At 49.1% G+C, this 17,409-nt stretch carries 17 protein-coding genes; 4 read left to right on the top strand and 13 right to left on the bottom strand.

Translation table 11 applies throughout. The annotated features are described in order from the left end of the window. Positions 1 to 214: 214 nt before the first annotated feature. The 9 genes from OXG75_01355 to OXG75_01315 form a co-directional block, all read right to left on the bottom strand. Positions 215 to 1,390 carry an ATP-binding protein gene (locus OXG75_01355; GenBank protein ID MCY3624639.1) on the bottom strand — a complete coding sequence of 392 codons (1,176 nt, stop codon included), beginning with the start codon at positions 1,388 to 1,390 and terminating at the stop codon, positions 215 to 217. 216 nt (positions 1,391 to 1,606) lie between these two features. Beyond that, on the bottom strand, positions 1,607 to 2,506 hold the full coding sequence (gene hemC / locus OXG75_01350) for a hydroxymethylbilane synthase (GenBank protein MCY3624638.1): 900 nt from the start codon (positions 2,504 to 2,506) through the stop codon (positions 1,607 to 1,609). Continuing rightward, on the bottom strand, positions 2,475 to 3,803 hold the full coding sequence (gene hemA, locus OXG75_01345; protein MCY3624637.1) for a glutamyl-tRNA reductase: 1,329 nt from the start codon (positions 3,801 to 3,803) through the stop codon (positions 2,475 to 2,477). Before hemA ends, hemC begins: the two co-directional genes overlap by 32 nt. Before the next feature lie 31 nt (positions 3,804 to 3,834). Continuing rightward, entirely contained in the window at positions 3,835 to 4,539 is a 705-nt protein-coding gene (locus OXG75_01340) for an SDR family NAD(P)-dependent oxidoreductase (GenBank protein ID MCY3624636.1), read from the bottom strand. Further along, on the bottom strand, positions 4,532 to 4,963 hold the full coding sequence (locus OXG75_01335; protein ID MCY3624635.1) for a 6-carboxytetrahydropterin synthase: 432 nt from the start codon (positions 4,961 to 4,963) through the stop codon (positions 4,532 to 4,534). Before OXG75_01335 ends, OXG75_01340 begins: the two co-directional genes overlap by 8 nt. Next, positions 4,957 to 5,379 carry a 6-carboxytetrahydropterin synthase gene (locus OXG75_01330; GenBank protein MCY3624634.1) on the bottom strand — a complete coding sequence of 141 codons (423 nt, stop codon included), beginning with the start codon at positions 5,377 to 5,379 and terminating at the stop codon, positions 4,957 to 4,959. The genes OXG75_01335 and OXG75_01330 overlap by 7 nt, the downstream gene beginning before the upstream one ends. A gap of 50 nt (positions 5,380 to 5,429) precedes the next feature. Further along, a complete protein-coding gene (locus OXG75_01325) occupies positions 5,430 to 6,989 on the bottom strand; it encodes an NADH-quinone oxidoreductase subunit M (protein ID MCY3624633.1) in 1,560 nt (519 codons plus the stop codon). Positions 6,990 to 7,194: 205 nt separating this feature from the next. Further along, positions 7,195 to 8,127 (bottom strand): LLM class flavin-dependent oxidoreductase, encoded by a 933-nt coding sequence (locus OXG75_01320; protein ID MCY3624632.1) that lies wholly within the window; start codon positions 8,125 to 8,127, stop codon positions 7,195 to 7,197. A 21-nt stretch (positions 8,128 to 8,148) separates the two neighbouring features. After that, positions 8,149 to 9,045: a radical SAM protein gene (locus OXG75_01315; protein ID MCY3624631.1), complete on the bottom strand. Its 897-nt coding sequence runs from the start codon at positions 9,043 to 9,045 to the stop codon at positions 8,149 to 8,151. A 50-nt stretch (positions 9,046 to 9,095) separates the two neighbouring features. Between OXG75_01315 and OXG75_01310 the strand changes: the two genes are divergently transcribed. Continuing rightward, on the top strand, positions 9,096 to 9,245 hold the full coding sequence (locus tag OXG75_01310) for a hypothetical protein (GenBank protein ID MCY3624630.1): 150 nt from the start codon (positions 9,096 to 9,098) through the stop codon (positions 9,243 to 9,245). On the opposite strand, the gene OXG75_01305 is transcribed toward OXG75_01310, so the two are convergent. Beyond that, on the bottom strand, positions 9,242 to 9,715 hold the full coding sequence (locus tag OXG75_01305) for a hypothetical protein (GenBank protein MCY3624629.1): 474 nt from the start codon (positions 9,713 to 9,715) through the stop codon (positions 9,242 to 9,244). The genes OXG75_01310 and OXG75_01305 overlap by 4 nt on opposite strands. Between OXG75_01305 and hflX the strand changes: the two genes are divergently transcribed. Then, entirely contained in the window at positions 9,696 to 11,540 is a 1,845-nt protein-coding gene (gene hflX / locus OXG75_01300) for a GTPase HflX (GenBank protein MCY3624628.1), read from the top strand. The two genes, OXG75_01305 and hflX, sit on opposite strands and share 20 nt — an antisense overlap. Positions 11,541 to 11,641: 101 nt before the next feature. Here hflX and OXG75_01295 read toward each other — a convergent pair whose 3' ends face one another. Beyond that, positions 11,642 to 11,833: a hypothetical protein gene (locus tag OXG75_01295; protein ID MCY3624627.1), complete on the bottom strand. Its 192-nt coding sequence runs from the start codon at positions 11,831 to 11,833 to the stop codon at positions 11,642 to 11,644. A gap of 33 nt (positions 11,834 to 11,866) precedes the next feature. After that, positions 11,867 to 12,883 carry a nitroreductase family protein gene (locus tag OXG75_01290; protein ID MCY3624626.1) on the bottom strand — a complete coding sequence of 339 codons (1,017 nt, stop codon included), beginning with the start codon at positions 12,881 to 12,883 and terminating at the stop codon, positions 11,867 to 11,869. 188 nt (positions 12,884 to 13,071) lie between these two features. On the opposite strand from OXG75_01290, the gene OXG75_01285 reads away from it, so the two are divergent. Then, entirely contained in the window at positions 13,072 to 14,226 is a 1,155-nt protein-coding gene (locus tag OXG75_01285) for a thiolase family protein (GenBank protein MCY3624625.1), read from the top strand. A 189-nt stretch (positions 14,227 to 14,415) separates the two neighbouring features. Then, positions 14,416 to 17,004, top strand: coding sequence for an ATP-dependent chaperone ClpB (gene clpB, locus OXG75_01280; protein ID MCY3624624.1), 2,589 nt, complete (start codon positions 14,416 to 14,418; stop codon positions 17,002 to 17,004). A 14-nt stretch (positions 17,005 to 17,018) separates the two neighbouring features. Here the strand turns inward: clpB and OXG75_01275 are convergent. Next, positions 17,019 to 17,409: STAS domain-containing protein (locus tag OXG75_01275; protein MCY3624623.1), on the bottom strand; the 391-nt coding region annotated here is incomplete at its 5' end.

Here is a 17,409-nt window from a genome sequence, read left to right as displayed (position 1 = left end):
GCGGGGGCGGGATTTGAACCCGCGACCTTCGGGTTATGAGCCCGACGAGCTACCAAGCTGCTCCACCCCGCGACAGAAACTTTGGATGGAAAAGCGTAATTAAAAATCAAACCATGTCAAGCGCGTGTGTGCTGCAATGTAAGTAATAAACTAATTGTCCGGTTTCTTAGCAAATGAACTGACCGGTTTTTGAATAAGGGGAAATGCGGACTGATCAAGACTGGAGAGAAGTCAGTTTTTCCATGAACTTCGGCAGGGAAATCACATAGACATTATCACCCAAAGGGAACTCATCATCACCGCCATAGACGACAAACCTATGCGTGGCACCAATATCGTCACATGTCTGACTGTAATGTTTACTTAGCTTCGGTGCGACACCATGTTTGATTTCAACGGCCCAGACCTCAGCACTTGGCATTTTGATCACCAGATCAACCTCTGCTCCGGCAGCAGTGCGGTAAAAACAGGTTTCGGCGAGGCGGGGTAAAACTGAGTGGATGTTTTCAACGACAAAACCTTCCCAGCTTTTACCAAGGATGGGGTTAGATAGAAGCGCGTCGTAATTACCAATACCGAGCAAGCGGTGCAGAATTCCGCTGTCGCGCACATAATACCGTGGTGATTTTACCAGTCGTTTTTTGACATTGGTGTACCATGGCTCAATGCGTCGAACCAGCAACAGATCAGTCAGGATATCAATATAATGATTGATAGCCGCACGTCCCACCTCAAGGTTTTCAGCCAATTTGCTCACATTTACTGTTTCACCTTGAAGATGTGCAAGCATTGTCCAAAGGCGCCTCAATCTGCTGGCTGAAACATCAAACCCCATTTGGGGAACATCTCTCTCCAGATAAGTACGTATGAGGTCTTCGAGCCATTCCATGGCCACAGCATCGTCTTGTGCTAGATAGCTTTTGGGAAATCCGCCACGTAGCCAGACGTTCTGGATGCTGTGTTTGTTATTGTTAACCTCAAGTGCATTGAGGCCGGTCATTTCGATGTAGCTGATTCTCCCGGCTAAACTTTCCGAAGATTGACGCAGCAAGTCCATTGATGCCGAGCCAAGCAGAAGAAATTGTTCTGCATCACGACCCTGCTGGCGATTTTTATCAATAAGTCCACGTAAGACCGTAAACAAATCAGGTACCCGCTGTATTTCATCCAGTATGATTAGTTTGTCGTTGTGGCTTCTGAGAAAACCAGTTGGATCACTTAGTTTAAGCAAGTCTTCCGGCGCTTCCAGATCAAGGTATATTGACTCCCTGTTTCTGGATATATACTGGGAAAGTGTCGTTTTACCCACCTGACGTGCGCCAAGCAATGCCACAGCCGGGTTGCGGGCTATGTTTTTTTCAAGTCTGTGTGTGATCCATCTTTTCAACATACCTTGCATTTTGCACTATACAGAGACAAATTGCAAGGTGTAAATCGCACCAAACAGCGTGTTGAGTGCTGTCTGCAGTAAGTACATCTCAGAAATACAGGCTGTTCTTCTGAAGATTGAAAAGCTGCCTGGAGCCGGCACTCACAAACTGTCAAGGGGAGTGATCCTGACCACATATTCCGAACTGGATGCCGGAACACGCCAGGGGCAACGCAGTCACTGAAGCCTCGCCCGTTTCATGAGGTCCCTGGCCATAAGAGACCCTCCGGCTGATGCTTTTTCCGCATCGCACTTCCAGGTGTTCCTGAAAACTGCCTTTTTCTCCATGTCTATAAAAACAGAGTCCGCCGATATCTCTCCAAGATGCACCTGGGCGCAGCATCCAAGCGGAATCTGACAGTCTCCGCCGAAGGTTTCCAGGAAAGAACGCTCAAACGCCGCCGCGGTTTCTGTATCCGGATGCGTGATTGCGGATATGAAGTTTCTGGTTTCCGTATCATCTTCTCTGCATTCTATGGAAATTATCCCCTGACATGGTGCCGGAACCATACGGTCCCACGCGAGATGCTGGGTAATGCGTTCTGAAAGTCCGAGCCGGTTGAGCCCCGCCGCGGCAAGGACAATCCCGTCAAGGTTTTCTGAGAAAATCTTCCTTAGTCTTGTATCGACATTTCCCCGTATGGGAACGACTTCAAGTGAGGGAAAGCGGAAAAGCAGTTGAGCTTTTCTTCTTATGCTTCCGGTTCCCACCCTGCCCTTTCCCTCGAGCTGTTCGAGGGTGCGTCCGTCCGCCGAGACAAAAACGTCTCTAGGGTCTTCTCTTTTGAGCACAGAACCTATGATGAGCCCATCCGGAAGAACTGAAGGCATGTCCTTCATGCTGTGAACGGCGATATCTGTTTCGCCTGAGAGGAGGCTCTGCTCTATTTCTTTTACGAAGATTCCCTTGCCTCCCATCCGGGATATGTCTCCTTCTGAGTTTATATCCCCCGAGGTCCTTATTTCCGTTATTTCCGTTTCAAGTGAAGGGAAAACAGCGCGAAGTTCGGTTTCGGCAAGGCGAGCCTGGCACAGAGCGAGCCTGCTACCCCTGGTCCCAATTCTCAGCTTCGTCATAAATATCCGTTTGATCCTGCGAGGCATCCGCCGGGTCAAGCTCAAAAAGTCTTCTCGTTACCTCGGAGTAAAGAGCCGCTTCATAGCCAGAAGTTCTCTTTTTTAGATTAGTGGCCGGATCGTGAAATATTTTCCCGATTATGGAATTTGCCAAGCTCTCAAGAATTTCCTTCTGTTCTCCGCTGCCGCCCTCGATTTTTCGAAGCGCCTTTTCAACCTCGGTCTTTTTTATTTTCTCAAATTTTTGCTTGATATCGATTATGACTGGAAAGACCTTAAGGCTTTCCATCCAGTCCGCAAAACCTTTCTCTGCGCTGAGAACTATTTCTTCAGCTTTCTTGAGATTTTCCTTTCTGGAATTCAAATTCTCGCCCTGAACAACCCTCAGATCGTCTATGTCGTAGAGGTAAACCCCGGGAATTGCGTTTATCTTGGGGTCTATATCCCGCGGGACGGCTATATCGATCATGAAGATCGGATCGTTTTTCCTGAGCTTAAGAGACTGTTCTACGTGTTCACTTCTTATTATGTAATCAGAAGACCCGGTTGCGGTAACAAGAATATCAATGTCTTTTAAGTGATAGAGCATCTCTTCAAACCTGATGGACTTGCCTTTTAGAGATTGCGAAAGTCTCCCCGCGTTATCAAAATTCCTGCTCGTCACATAGAGTTCTCCTATGTTGTTTGAGATAAGGTGTTTTGCGAAGAGTTCTCCCATTTCCCCGGTTCCCACAAGCATGGCGGTGCGGTTTGCGAGGTTCTCGAATATTCTTTTTGCAAGCTCCACTCCAAGGTAGCTTATAGAGACGGCCTGAGAGGATATGCCCGTTTCGGCCCTGACTTTCTTCCCGGTGAAAAAAGCCCTGTTAAAAAGCCGGTTAAGTATAAGTCCGACCGTATTCTCGGAACGCGCTATGCTGTATGAGTTTTTGAGCTGGTTTAGTATCTGGGTTTCTCCGATCACCATGGAGTCAATGCTGGCCGCCACTCTGAAAAAATGCCTGACCGCTTCAGATCCCACGCGGGTGTGCATATAGGGATGAAGGCTCTTGTCCGTAAGCTTATGAAAATCAAGAAGAAAGGATCTTGCTTCCTCTTCGCATTTTCCACGGTTATCGGTTACCGCGTAGATCTCAACGCGGTTACAGGTGGACACTATAAAGCATTCAAGCACACCTTCTCTCAAACGAAGGATTCTGAGCGCTTCCCTGATATCCTCATCAGAAAAAGAGAATTTTTCCCGCACTTCCACGGGGGTTGTCCTGTAGCTTATTCCAACTGAAATTATCTCTACCATTAATGTTTTTCCCGAAATCACTCCCGTATGACTATAAACTACCTGTGGACGGGACTATATCAATTTCGTCTATATTCGCTCCCGGGGGTTGGGTTATGACTGACAGTACCGTTTTCGCCGTAACTTCAGGAGACATCATCTTTTTTCTGTCCCACTGCCCGCCAAGAGAATCCCAGATGTCCGTTCTGGTCGGACCCGGCAAGACGGCGGAGACCTTTATCCCCCTGTCTCTTACCTCTTCTCTGAGCGAATTGGTGAAACCCAGGACAGCGAACTTAGAAGCGCAGTAGGCTGCCCACCCGGGAAAGCCTTTTTTTGAAGCGTTCGAACCGATGTTTACGATGTGGCCTCCTCTCGGCATAAACGCAAGAGCGTGTTTTGCCATCAAAAAGGGGCCCTTTGCGTTTACGGCCATCATCTCGTCCCATTTTTCGGTGTCTGTTTTTTCCATCGGACCGGTGTGTACTACGCCCGCGTTATTGATCAGTACGTCAATTCTCCCCTTTTTCTCCACAACGCCCGAGATAAACTCCCTGACTTCCTCTTCAACCGATATATCAATGGAGGAAATCATGAAATTCCCGGCAAAAGACGATATTTCAGTCTCAAGAGAAGCTGCGGTCTGGCGATTTCTTGAACAGAGCGCCGTAAAGAACCCAGCTTCGAGCAATTCAACTGCCGTTGCTTTTCCTATGCCTCTTGTCGCACCGGTTACAATCACAATTTTCTCAGCCATCTTGTTTTTCCTCGAAATACTCAAAATAACTTTTCGGGTTCTCCCAGACCTTTATGCTGTTAAGTCTGCCCGGAACGATATCTTCGAATTTCTGCCAGAGGTATCTCCCTATATTCTCAACAGTCGATATGTTTTCCTGAAAGAAATCAATATCCCTGTCTATCCACTTGTAGTTAAGCTCTTCGATTACGGGGGCCGCCTGTTTTTCAAAGTCCATGCGGTTTATGAGCATGCCCGTTTCATTGTCTATTTCGCCACCTATCGCCACTTCCACCGTGTAGTCGTGACCATGTCCCGCGGGATTTGCGCATTTATCAAATATGGCGAAATTCTCTTCGTCAGACAACCCCTCCATAAAAAGCCTGTGGCTTGCGGAGAACCTGAATATTCTCGTAAGAAGTACCTGTTCCTTTCTCTCTAGCATTTGCGGTAGTCGACGAAAAGATCGTCTGTTTCATACACCCTTACCTTGTAAAGACGACAATCGTCGCGCTCCATGATTTTTTCCTCAATCACTTCCCAAAGAACCTTTGCTATGTTCTCAGTCGTCGGTATAAGATCCTGAAAACGGGGATTGTCCTCGTTTAGGTTCTTGTGGTCAAAATCATCGAGAACCAATGAAACAATCTGCTTGAGATCAAAGAGATTGATTATCATGCCCGTCTCCGGGTCTATTTCTCCTTCCACGGTGACCTCAAGCATGAAATTGTGCCCGTGTCCGCCGGGAAGACTCGATTTGCCGTAGATTTCGCGGTTTTTCTCCTCACTCCAGTTTTTGTTCCAGTACCTGTGAGAAGCGGAAAACTCGACTTTTTTCGTTATGAGCTTTTTAAAAGACATCGGTTCTAATCAAGTTCAAAGACAGTTTCACCTGAGGGGCGGCCATGATTCTAAGGCTTGTTTTTCCGGGTCTCCGGCACTGCGACGTCAGCGCGGAGGGTTTCCTGCTGCGTTCGGTCTATCATTTTTGTTATAGTGGGTTCCATCTTTGAGAGAAAGGGCTGGGGGTAGATGCCCATAAGGAATATCATAAAGGCAAGAGGAATCATAAGGGCTATCTCTCTTGGATTAAGGTCTGAAAGTCCTGCGTTTATTTTTTTCACTAAAGGTCCGAACATTACCCTCTGGTAGGCCCAGAGCATGTAAACGGCTCCGAGTACGAGCCCCGTGGCTCCAAGCGCCGCGTACACGTAGTTCTCCGCGAACACTCCAAGCAGAATCAGAAATTCCCCTATAAAACCGTTTAAAAGAGGAAGCCCTATCGAAGACAGCATGGCGATCATGAAAAACAGTGCGTAAATCGGCATCACCTTTGCAAGCCCACCGAACTCAGAAATCATTTTAGTGTGACGTCTTTCGTATATCATTCCGACGAGAATAAACAGAGCGCCGGTTGAGAGACCGTGACCTATCATCTGGTAGACTCCGCCCTGTACACCGTGGAGATTGAAGATGAATACGCCCAGCATTATAAGCCCCATGTGACTTACGCTTGAATAGGCGACCAGTTTCTTGAGATCCGTCTGCATGAAGGCCACCATCGCTCCGTAGATTATCCCGATGATGGAGAGGGCTATTAGAACCACTGTGTATGCCTCTATTGCCTCCGGGAAAAACGGAATAAGAAATCTTATCACTGCGTAGGTTCCCATCTTAAGCAGAACGCCGGCAAGTATTACGCTCCCGGGCGTGGGGGCTTCAACATGCGCGTCGGGAAGCCAGGTGTGAAATGGAAACATCGGAACCTTGATTGCGAAGGCCAGGAAAAACGCCAGAAATACAAGCCCCTGGGGACTCAGTATCCCGTCAAAAGCAAGACTGGTCCTCTGGAGGTCAAAAAGATTCATTGACGCAAAGCCGAACTGGTCTATGTGGGCGTAGTACATGTAGATGATCGCGACCAGCATGAGCCCGCTTCCAAGCGCCGTGTAGATGAAGAACTTTATTGCCGCGTAGATTCTTCTGGAAGATCCCCAGATTCCTATGATGAAATACATTGGAATAAGTACCGCTTCCCAGAATATGAAGAAAAGAATCATGTCGAGCGCGACGAAGGTCCCGATGAGCGCCGATTCAAGGAAAAGAGTAAGGCTGAGAAACGCTCTCCATCCACCTCTTATCGCGTTCCAGGAGCAAAGAACCGTAATCGGAAAAAGAAAAGTTGTTAGAAGCACAAGCAAAAGGCTAAGACCGTCGACTCCCAGATGATAAGACACCCCAAGGTCCGCAAGCCAGGGAATCTTCTCCTCAAACTGCATTGTGGAAAGCGAACCGTTAAAGCGGAAAAAAAGCGGAAGGGATATCAGAAATTCTACCAGCGTTATTACAAACGCAACTGCTTTTAACTGATAATCGGAAACCTTCTGAAAATACGGCAGAACCGCGAGCACCACAGCTCCCAGAAGAGGAAAAAATACGAGCAGGGACAAAATGTTGTTATCGAGACTCACGTTCAGGCAGACCGAAGCAAAAAGAATGAAATTGCCCTAATTATACTTTCATAAAATTTTGTTCACAACCGCGGACGTGAAAAAAATCAAATTCCTGCAACAGATCCTGAAAAACCGATTGATTACTGAAAGAAATACAGGTGACGAAAAAGCAAAAGAGCGGAAAATATTTGGTTATCTTCCGCTCTTCTGATCCGTGAATAACTTAAGAATACGCTTTAGCTGTTATCTCCATTACCTCTATATTGTTCTGTTTTCCTACTGGTCCGGGAACCAATATCGCAAGATCTACTCCAGCTGCGAAATGCTCCTCAAGCTTTGCCTTGCAGTCATCTGGCGTACCGGCAAGCGCTACTGAATCTATGAGCTCATCAGTGAAAACTTCGGCCGGATTCGCTCCGTCCTGTACTTGGTCTATTATATCCCCGAAACCTATGTTTCTTATGAGTCTCTGGTAAAAAGGAAACCTGGCGTATGGACCGAGCCCTCTTTTGGCTGCGGCGACGGCCGCGGCTCCATCATCCGAGACAAAGGACGGAATGCCGTTTGTAATCGATATGGTTGAGGGATCCCTTTCCGCTTTCGCGGCGCCCGCAGCAACATGTTCTTTTAAGGTAGCTATATAGGTGGGAGGGCATAGATACGGCATTATGCCATCGGCAACTTCTCCGGCAAGCTCCGCCGCGGCCCTGGTAAGTCCCGCTATATGGACAGGGAGATCAGCTGGTCTTTTAAGAGAAAGCCTTGGAGACGTTCCATCGGCAAAGGCCCTTACTTCCCCGACATAGCTTCTCATGGCCTCAATAGGGTTTCCCATGTCTATATCGTATCTGTTGTTAACGGGTTTATGGCTCACTCCGAGTCCGAGAATCATCCTTCCGTCCGTTATCTCCTGTATCGTAAGTGCTGTCGCGGTAGCAACTACCGGCTGACGCATGTATATGTTAGCTATCCACGTTCCAACGTTTACCCTCTCAGTGCACTCGGCGAATACCTGAGCGTTCGTTATGGCGTTGTAAGGCGGTACTTCCGGAGAGAAAATACCGTCAAAACCCGCTTCTTCCGTGATTTTCGCAAGCCCCCTGAGATCGCTTATGCTGCATCCCCAAACCGGTGAAGTCGTTGCAATTTTTCCCATTTAAAACCTCCTTTAGTTTCTTCAGTACTGGTTAACGACGTCTCTGTAGTAATCCGGACGAAGGAAAGCTTCGTCTCTTGTTTTCAACACTTCTTTTATCTCTTCAAGAACTCTGTTTTTTTCTTCAGGGAATTTCGCCCTGACGGGAAGATAATTTGATATGTGATTCGAGTAGAAATAGCCGTCGGAGAGCTCCGTGTTCTCAACTATGGTCAGAAGCTCCTCTATCATCTGGAACTTGTCCGGAAGCTCGAAAAGGCCCTCCTTCCATTGCTCATAAATAGGCGCCCCGGGACGAAGCTGGAGAGAAAGAGCCCCGACATATTCCGGGTCACACTCGGTAAGAAGCCTCCCGGTAGCCAAGGCATGTTCCCTGCTCCTGTCCTTCCCGCCTATGCCGAGAAGCACCATGACCGAATTCATTATCCCTGAGGCTTTGAGTTTCCTTGAGGCTTTGACTGTCTCCGTAAAGTCAGCCCCCTTCTCTATTCTCTCAAGAACCACATCGTCTCCGCTCTCAAAACCTATGTAGACCATGGCGAGGCCGTTTTCCCGGAGACGTGTGAGGTCTTCTGTCGATTTTCTGAGTATGTCCCCTATGTTCGCGTACATGGTTATTCTCTCAAGGTCCGGGGCCTTTTCATGCAGGTAATCCATTATTTCCACAAGCTTGGCCGTGGAGAGCACAAGCGCGTTGCCGTCCGCGATGAAAACTCTTCGTTCAAGCACTCCGCTCTTTGCCGCGGCATCAATAATTTGTTTTATCTCCCCTATAGGCCTTGCCCTGAATTTCTGGGTTTCCTTTCTGTACATGGCGCAATAGGTGCACTTGTTGTGGGAACAGCCGACTGTGGCCTGCAGAATGAAACTCTTGTGCTCGCTTGGAGGGCGGAAAAAAGGAGTTACATATTCAATCATCACTGTAAGAATCTAACAAAGTTTCAGAATCTGTTCAATAAAACTTTGCAATGACAGAAAGCATAGGTTATTCTTGCGCCGTGATGTTTGATCTCGAACCGCACGAAAAAGAAGGGTTTCACTATATCCTTGGCGTACCGTTGCTTATAGGACTTATAATAGCCATCGCCTTTCTGACGCACATAATCCTTGCTCCCTAGCCCGTACCCCAACGGATTATCCGCAGAACAAGTTCGCGGACTTCGATCTCCACTCCCGTACTGTCCCGCAAAAGGTATCCCCCGTCTCCTGTCTCTTCCCAAGTTGCCCCGAGAAGTTTCAAGTTCTTCTTCTGGCCTTGGGAACCGGAATCAATTTTTCTCCCGACAAATGTAACGGCATCCCCGGCCCCGCAAAGGACCATTACCAGTTTTGAAGTTCCGAAAAGCAGCAGAAAACCGCCGGTCTCTAAATCGGCATCAAAAACCGCGTGCATAAAGCCCCGAGACGGGGCAACCACGCTGATTGCGTCTCGGCCATGTTCCCTGTTTAAAGACTCAACGCAGGTCTTAAAACTTCGACAGAGGAAATCCGAAACCCTCTCCACTTTCTTGTATGTTTTATCCGAGTCGGCCGAGACTTTTTCCTTTTCGTAGAACTCGGCAATCCATTTGTGTTTTTCTGTATCCACGGCGTCCTGCAGCGTCGAGAAATCTGCAAACCGGCAAGATTTTCTCATTCTTTGCTTCAAATTCTGCGCTCAATATAATAGTATATGCACCAAGGGGAGACAAAAGATAGACAGAATCCATGGAAACACCTCAGGTCTCACCAGAAGCGACCTGAAGAATCTGCTCAGAATATACAAGAGAAAAATCCCTCAGGACTGTCTGGTAACCCTTGAATTCACCCGCACTCTGGCGGCCTTCTCAGAAGAACTCAAAAAGACCATAACGGCATTTATCGACCGCAAAGGAAAGATAAGGTTCGTATTCATCGGAGAACCTTGCGACTTTCCTTTTGAAAAACTGCTTGGAAGGAGGAGAAGAGCGAAATACAGGCTCAGGGGACTTCGCGCCGTAAGAACTAACCTCAAGGGCTCTGGTCTCACGAATTCCGATCTGGTGACTCTGGCAAACGAAAGACTCGATCTGGTAGCTTCCGTGTCTTCAGACGAAAACGGTTCAGCGGGACGCTTTGAGTACGCGAACCTTGTCCCGCCAGACGGAGAGAACCACTCGAAGTGGGAAATATCGAAGTTCTCCGACGTAGGTCGCATAAACATTAACCTCAAACAGGAGATAAGCGGTATAGAGCAGTCCCTGAGGAGCGCTTTTTTTAAAAACGGCGGCAAGGAAAACAGGGAAGGAGTCATGCTTGTTGGGTTCAGCACCAAGTTTCGCTACCTGGCCGAGAAATCCCTGGAAGAACTTGATTCCCTGGCTCTCTCCGCGGAAAAAGTAGTGCTAGACAAGGTGGTCCAGACAAGAAAGAACATTGATCCCCGTTACCTGGTCGGAAGAGGGAAACTGAGAGAGATAGCCCTTCATGCCAAGCACCTCGGGGCGGACACAATAATTTTCGACACGGAACTTACCCCCGCCCAGGCAAATGCTATCGGGGAAGAGTCCGGTCTTGACATAATGGACCGAAGCCAGCTGATAATACAGATCTTCGCGAAACACGCCAAGACAAACGAAGGGAAAATCCAGGCAAGGCTTGCCGAATTCCAGTACAATTTGCCGAGGCTTAAAGGCAAGGGAACGGCCTTTTCCCAGCTGGGGGGCGGAATAGGCACAAGAGGCCCCGGAGAGAAAAAGCTTGAGCAGGAAAGAAGAAGCATCAGAAAACAGATCGAACAGCTTGAAAAGCAGATTGACGGCCTTTGCAGAAGAAGGGAACACACGAGAAAGAACAGGAGAACCTCAATGATCCCGACCCTGTCTTTTATCGGGTACACGAATGTCGGCAAATCCACGCTTTTTAACCGCCTGACCAAATCCTCAATAGTTACCCAGGACAAGCTCTTCTCGACCCTTAACCCGACGACAAGAAGGGTCATGCTTCCCGGAGGAAAGCATGTGCTCATGACAGACACCGTGGGCTTTATAAGCAAGCTTCCCAAGGAACTCATAAATGCGTTCAGGGCAACGCTTGAAGAAATAGGCGAAGCCGACCTGCTGCTTCATGTAGCTGATGCGAGTGATCCCGAAGTCAGGGACAAAATAGATTCGGTAATTAAGATCGTAGAATCCATGGAGTTCGAAGACATACCAAGCATTCTCGTGTTTAATAAGGTTGATCAGGCCGATGCAGACACACAAGCCGCTCTTCGCGAGACATTTCCTGAAACTCCGTTTGTATCAGCCAGAGACGGAAGAGATTTCAAAGAGTTCCTTCTCTATTTAGAGAAATTCGTTGAAGAAACTGATGCGGATGCCAAACTCCGGAATTCTAACTTGGAAAAAGAACTGAAAGGCAGTTTCCCGCCTCCTCTGCTGCATAGTTCCCTTTAGTTTCCCAAGGGCTTTAGCAGTCTTGTTCGTAAAAGCAATAAAACAAAAAGGGAGTGACCGTTCGCACGAACACCCCCTTTTTGTTTTTTACTTCCGTGACCTTACCAAGGCTTAGACTTGTCGTCCACTCCATCTAGATTCTGGAGCCACTTTGTATGGTCATAAATTGCAGCGTTGAAAGTAAGAGCCAGAGTGGCGATTATAATACCAACATCGCTGTTCTTGGTCTGCTCGGCTCTTTTCTTTATCTTGTCGTGAATCGGATCTGGAATATTGAACGTTATTTCTGCCATTACCAAAACCTCCTTGTTTATTTTTGATAAGAACTAGTCGGCATCCCCAATGCCTTTTTCTTCCCTGTACTTCTGGATCTCCTCCCGCTTTACGGTCGGTTTGAGGGTAAAGCCCGAGGGGTCAGCGGATGCGCCCGCGACCGAAGCCTGGACTGCATCGGCACTGAGGGGTGCAGGTTTCTTGTCTCCCGCAAGATCCCCAAGCTGGGACTCTTCAAGCTGCCAGTCCGTAAGCCACTCGTCTCCGAGACCGAAACGCCTGGTGAGCTTGTTTATCTCCTCGAGTCTTCCGGGAAGAGGTCCTGCCGGCTGAAGCATGTTCAGATCCTCTAGAAGCTTTACTACCTCGGGGTCTCTCGGGAAAGCGTTTCCGACCTGCTTTTCGAAGAACATTGTTCCAAACGGGGGCCGGCTTCTTGCTCCGCCGCCGTCCATGCTTTCTGCGGGATAACCGACGGTCATAAGCCAGCTGAAAACGTAAGTGTCTGGAAGATTGAACTTTGCTTTCGTGTTCCTCCTGGCTCCACCGCTGGCGCCGTTAAGACAGGTCCCGAGACCCAAGGACGTCGCAACAAGACAGGCGTTCTGTATCGCATTTCCAAGATCGATCGCAGCAAGACGGTGCAGTACCGCATCGGGAAGCATTGCGGCAAGCGGGAACAGCCTGGATACCCTGTCATATTCCCAGCCGTGCGCCTTATCGAGTGCTCCAGTTCTTAGAAGGTCGTGGATAGACTGACCCATTGTGTCGTAGTTGGCCATGTCATAACACCAGAAGATAAGCACGGGGGCCATCTGCGTTGTGATCTGACTCCAGTCGGATATAAACTCCCATATTTCGGGATCTTCATCCCTGTATACAACTATTGCTCTTTGCCCATTGAAGTTGCCTGCCGTAGGAGAAAGCCGGGCAGCTTCCAGCATGGCCTGAACCTTCCATTTCTCAACGGACTTATGCGGCTCATACCACCTGATGGACCTTCTTGTTCCTATGGAACTGAAAGTGTCCATGATACTACCAACTTCGCTGGCACTTGGTACATCACTCATATTAATAACCTCCTATCTGGGTATTTTTTGTTCAGAATAAAGCTGAAACTGCATAACATCTCCGAACATCATACCACTAAATCGCAGAAATTTCATCATCAAAAATCAAAATTCCTTAAATTTTACAATACGGATAGTTTGGTATACATTTATCGCCGAAATTATAGCGCAAGCAGGAGGAGTTATTAATGAGAGACGTATACATAATAGGAGTGGGAAACACCGCCTGCGGAAGATTTCCCGACAAAGCGGCTCATATTCTCGCAAGAGAAGCCGCGTGGGCCGCGATACAGGACTCGGGAATTCACGCGCGAAAAATAGAAATCGCGTTTTGCGGCCATGTCTACCAGGGCATGGGAGTCGGGCAGAGAGCGCTTAAGGATATAGGACTCGTCGGACAGCCCACCATAAACGTGGAGGGTGCCTGCGGAAGCGGAACCCTTTCCCTGTGGGAAGCTTGGAGAACCATAGCCTACGGTCAATACGACATAGCACTCGCTCTGGGCGTTGAGAATCTGAGCAGAATTCTCTCCGGAGGTCCACTACCCCTCGAGGAGGATGACCTTGAGGTATCCATAGGTATGGGAATGCCCGGGCTCTACGCCATAAGAGCTTCAAAGTACATGAGCGAATACGGGGTCACGATTGAACAGCTGGCCGAAGTCGTCGTAAAAAGCCGCTACCATGCTTCGCTCAATCCTCTTGCCCAGTACAGAAAGACTACAACCGTGGAAGAAGTGCTGGGTGCACCGGTGATCGCCGACCCGCTTACGCGTAACATGTGCTGTCCCGTTGGAGACGCGGCCGCGGCCGCGGTGCTGTGTTCCGAGGAGCATGTCGGAGAGCTTGCTAAAAAGATGCCGATAAAGATCCTGGGATGCGTCGCGCAGTCGGGCAAATACAGCAGCCCCACAGGCCTTACCTGCGATCCTTCGGAGAACGTCTGGAGAACCTCCCAGATGGCTTACGAGATGGCGGGACTGGGGCCCGAAGACATGGACGTAGCCGAAATTCACGATGCTTTCTCAATAGCGGAAATGATGGTTGTCGAATCTCTCGGCTTTTGCGAGAAGGGAGAGGGAGCAACTCTCATAGACGAAAAAAGCACATGGGTCGGAGGCGACAAAGTCGCAGTTAACCCAAGCGGCGGCCTGCTTTCACGGGGACATCCGGTCGGAGCCACGGGACTTCTTCAGACTGCCGAGATCGTAAGGCAGATAAGAGGGGAAGTCGAGCCGGAGCGCCAGGTAAAAGATGCGAAAGTCGGCATCATCGAGACCATGGGAGGCGCCCAGCCCGCCATGGACGGAATTACCTGCGTTGTGAGCATCCTCGGGAAATAGCGCAGATACGCTTTAATCGGCGTTCCTTGCAATTTACCGTTTTTTTCTGTGCAGCCAATCTGTGCGTGCGGTGTTTTAACCGCACTCAGGGGGCTATTGCGCGATCTTTTCTTGCTCCCTTTCCCCGCCCGTTTTCAATTTCGGGCAATTCCTTGATTCCGCACAAAGAAGAATTATTTTGTGTCTGAGATGATTTCGCCTGAGAAATTCACATTGAAGGCTCAGGAAGCCATTCTGGAGGCACAAAACGCGGCTAGCGACGGCGGAAATCAGGTGATTGACCTGCCTCATCTGTTCGCCGCTCTTGTAAGTCAGCCCGGGATGCCGACCAAGATTCTGGAGCGACTGGAATCCGACCCCCGGGAGCTTGCACGGACGGCCGCCGAGCAGATATCCAAGCTTCCCAAGGTGAAAGGGGCATCTGACCAGATATACATGAGCAGAGAACTTGATTCTGCCATCCGGTCGGCCGACAAGGAAGCGCACCATCTTGGAGACGCGTACGTAAGCACGGAACACCTTCTGATTGGAGTTGTTTCTCACGCTTCCGGGGCCCTGGGAAACGGATTTTCAGAATCAGGGGTGACTAAGAAAGGGATCTTAAAAGTACTGAAAGAACTGAGAGGTAACCAGACAGTGAACACGCAGAATCCTGAAGACACCATGGAACCGCTTCGCCAGTACGGAAAGGATTTCACCGAACTTGCCCGAAGCGGGAAGGTAGACCCGGTAATAGGAAGGGATGACGAGATAAGGAACGTGATACGGGTGCTCCTTCGAAGAACGAAGAACAACCCTGTGCTCATAGGGGAACCCGGAGTGGGGAAAACAGCCATAGTGGAGGGACTGGCACAGCGCATAGTTGACTCCGATGTTCCCGAGGGACTTAAGGACAAAAAATTGATTTCCCTAGATCTTGGATCCCTGCTTGCAGGAGCAAAGTACAGGGGACAGTTCGAGGAGAGACTCAAGGCTGTGCTGAAGGAAGTCACGGAATCTCAAGGGGAGATAATTCTTTTCATAGATGAGATACACACCGTAGTTGGAGCCGGAGCGGCCGATGGAGCGATGGACGCGTCAAACATGCTAAAGCCGGCCCTTGCGCGCGGAGAACTTCACTGCATAGGTGCGACCACTCTTGATGAATACAGAAATCACATAGAAAAGGACGCAGCCCTTGAGCGGAGATTTCAGCAGGTCTACGTCGATGAACCCTCCGTTGAGGAAACCGTGTCGATCCTAAGGGGTCTTAAGGAAAAGTACGAGGTTCACCACGGGGTAAAAATCAAGGACGAAGCCCTTGTTGCCGCCTCCCAGCTTTCAGACAGGTATATCTCCGGGCGGTTTCTGCCCGATAAGGCCGTTGACCTGATGGACGAGGCTTCGGCGCGGCTCAAGATGGAGATTGACTCCGTGCCGACGGAGATAGACGAGATAAAAAGGAAGATAATGCGCCTTGAGATAGAAAGGGAGGGATTTAGAAAAGAGCAAGACCCTGAACTTCGGGGAAAACTTGAAGAGATTGAGAAAAACCTCTCGGAACTGAAAGAGGAAGCGGAGGTGCTTGAAGCGCACTGGCAGAAGGAAAAAGACTGCATATCGAGGATAAGAAAGACCAAGGAGGAAATAGAAACCGGAAGAATGGATGCGGAGAGAGCACAGAGGGAAGGAGATCTCTCCCGCGCATCGGAATTTCTTTACGGCAGAATTCCGGAGCTTGAAAAGGATATGGAGAACCTCGGTGTGGAGCTCTCCGAAATACAGAGCCAGAGGAAAATGCTTCGCGAGGAAGTAAGTGCCGAGGATATAGCCGCGGTTGTGTCGAAATGGACGGGAATACCAGTATCAAGCCTGGTTGAGGAGGAGGTCGAGAAACTCGTTCATATGGAAGAAAGACTCTCGAAGCGGGTGGTGGGACAGCCGGAGCTCATAAGACTGGTCTCAAATGCGCTTCGCAGGTCAAGGGCCGGGCTCTCCGATCCGAAAAGGCCGATAAGCTCGTTCATGTTTCTCGGGCCCACGGGGGTCGGGAAGACCGAACTTGCCAGATCACTTGCCGAATTCATGTTTGATGATGAAGACGCGATCGTACGGATTGACATGAGCGAGTATATGGAGAAGCACTCGGTATCAAGACTGATCGGAGCCCCTCCCGGATATGTCGGATACGAGGAAGGAGGACAGCTCTCGGAAACCGTGAGGAGACGACCCTACTCCGTGGTGCTTTTTGACGAGATAGAAAAAGCGCACTCCGATATGTTTAACCTGCTTCTTCAGATTCTTGACGACGGAAGACTCACCGACGGACAGGGAAGAACCGTTGATTTCCGCAACACCGTAATAATAATGACCTCAAACCTGGGGAGCCAGCACATACAGGAGTCGTCAGGAGACAGCGAGGAAATGGAAAATAAGATAAACGAGATGCTCAGAAATTATTTTCGTCCCGAGTTTCTAAACAGGATTGACGAAGTTGTCATATTCAGCGCCCTGACAAGAACAGACCTCATTGAGATAGCCGAGATCCAGATTGGGTACCTGAGAGAGAGGCTTGCAGAGAAAAATCTCGCCATAGAACTCTCCGAGAAAGCCGTTACAAGACTGGTTGATATTGGTTACGATCCCGTTTTCGGGGCAAGGCCCCTTAAACGCGCCGTACAGAAATATATACAGGACCCGCTTGCAAACGAGATATTGAAAGGAAATTTCAAGGATTCGGTCACGGTAAAAGTGGATCTGGACAAAGAAGGAAACTTCACCTTCGGAAGAAGCAACTAAGTGTTGGCGGACTTTTAAGTTACCGCTTCTATGGCTTCGGAGCGGGAATGAAGCACCGACATGATCCGGTCAAAGCACGTGATCTCGAATATTTCTCTCATAGGTTTGGACAGGGAGCACACCGCGAATTTCGATTTGATGTCCTGCTGCCTTTTGGCGACAAGCAGGATCGAGCGCAGTCCCGTGCTGTTGATGTAGGTCAGCCCTTTGAGGTCCAGAACTATAGGGACTTCCTGCCCCTGGATTTCCTGGAATATCGCGTTGTGAAATTCCCGTCCACTCAGGCCTTTGATCTCGCCGGATATGCTTATTATCAGAGCTCCTTTGAGCTGATCGACCTCGATTTTAACCCCAACTTCACAGGCTAAAAAAGCCTGAATCCCTTCATAACCCACTGTCACAATT

This window comes from Candidatus Dadabacteria bacterium (assembly GCA_026705445.1).
Lineage (GTDB): Bacteria > Desulfobacterota_D > UBA1144 > Nemesobacterales > Nemesobacteraceae > Nemesobacter.
This window is presented reverse-complemented; position numbering and strand designations above follow the sequence as displayed.

What these genes read in the sequence shown, in the direction of transcription:
- OXG75_01355 (MCY3624639.1), bottom strand. Translation starts at nt 1,390, where the DNA reads ATGTTGAAAAGATGGATCACACACAGACTTGAAAAAAACATAGCCCGC.
- hemC (MCY3624638.1), bottom strand. Translation starts at nt 2,506, where the DNA reads ATGACGAAGCTGAGAATTGGGACCAGGGGTAGCAGGCTCGCTCTGTGC.
- hemA (MCY3624637.1), bottom strand. Translation starts at nt 3,803, where the DNA reads ATGGTAGAGATAATTTCAGTTGGAATAAGCTACAGGACAACCCCCGTG.
- OXG75_01340 (MCY3624636.1), bottom strand. Translation starts at nt 4,539, where the DNA reads ATGGCTGAGAAAATTGTGATTGTAACCGGTGCGACAAGAGGCATAGGA.
- OXG75_01335 (MCY3624635.1), bottom strand. Translation starts at nt 4,963, where the DNA reads ATGCTAGAGAGAAAGGAACAGGTACTTCTTACGAGAATATTCAGGTTC.
- OXG75_01330 (MCY3624634.1), bottom strand. Translation starts at nt 5,379, where the DNA reads ATGTCTTTTAAAAAGCTCATAACGAAAAAAGTCGAGTTTTCCGCTTCT.
- OXG75_01320 (MCY3624632.1), bottom strand. Translation starts at nt 8,127, where the DNA reads ATGGGAAAAATTGCAACGACTTCACCGGTTTGGGGATGCAGCATAAGC.
- OXG75_01315 (MCY3624631.1), bottom strand. Translation starts at nt 9,045, where the DNA reads ATGATTGAATATGTAACTCCTTTTTTCCGCCCTCCAAGCGAGCACAAG.
- OXG75_01310 (MCY3624630.1), top strand. Translation starts at nt 9,096, where the DNA reads ATGACAGAAAGCATAGGTTATTCTTGCGCCGTGATGTTTGATCTCGAA.
- OXG75_01295 (MCY3624627.1), bottom strand. Translation starts at nt 11,833, where the DNA reads ATGGCAGAAATAACGTTCAATATTCCAGATCCGATTCACGACAAGATA.
- OXG75_01290 (MCY3624626.1), bottom strand. Translation starts at nt 12,883, where the DNA reads ATGAGTGATGTACCAAGTGCCAGCGAAGTTGGTAGTATCATGGACACT.
- OXG75_01285 (MCY3624625.1), top strand. Translation starts at nt 13,072, where the DNA reads ATGAGAGACGTATACATAATAGGAGTGGGAAACACCGCCTGCGGAAGA.
- clpB (MCY3624624.1), top strand. Translation starts at nt 14,416, where the DNA reads ATGATTTCGCCTGAGAAATTCACATTGAAGGCTCAGGAAGCCATTCTG.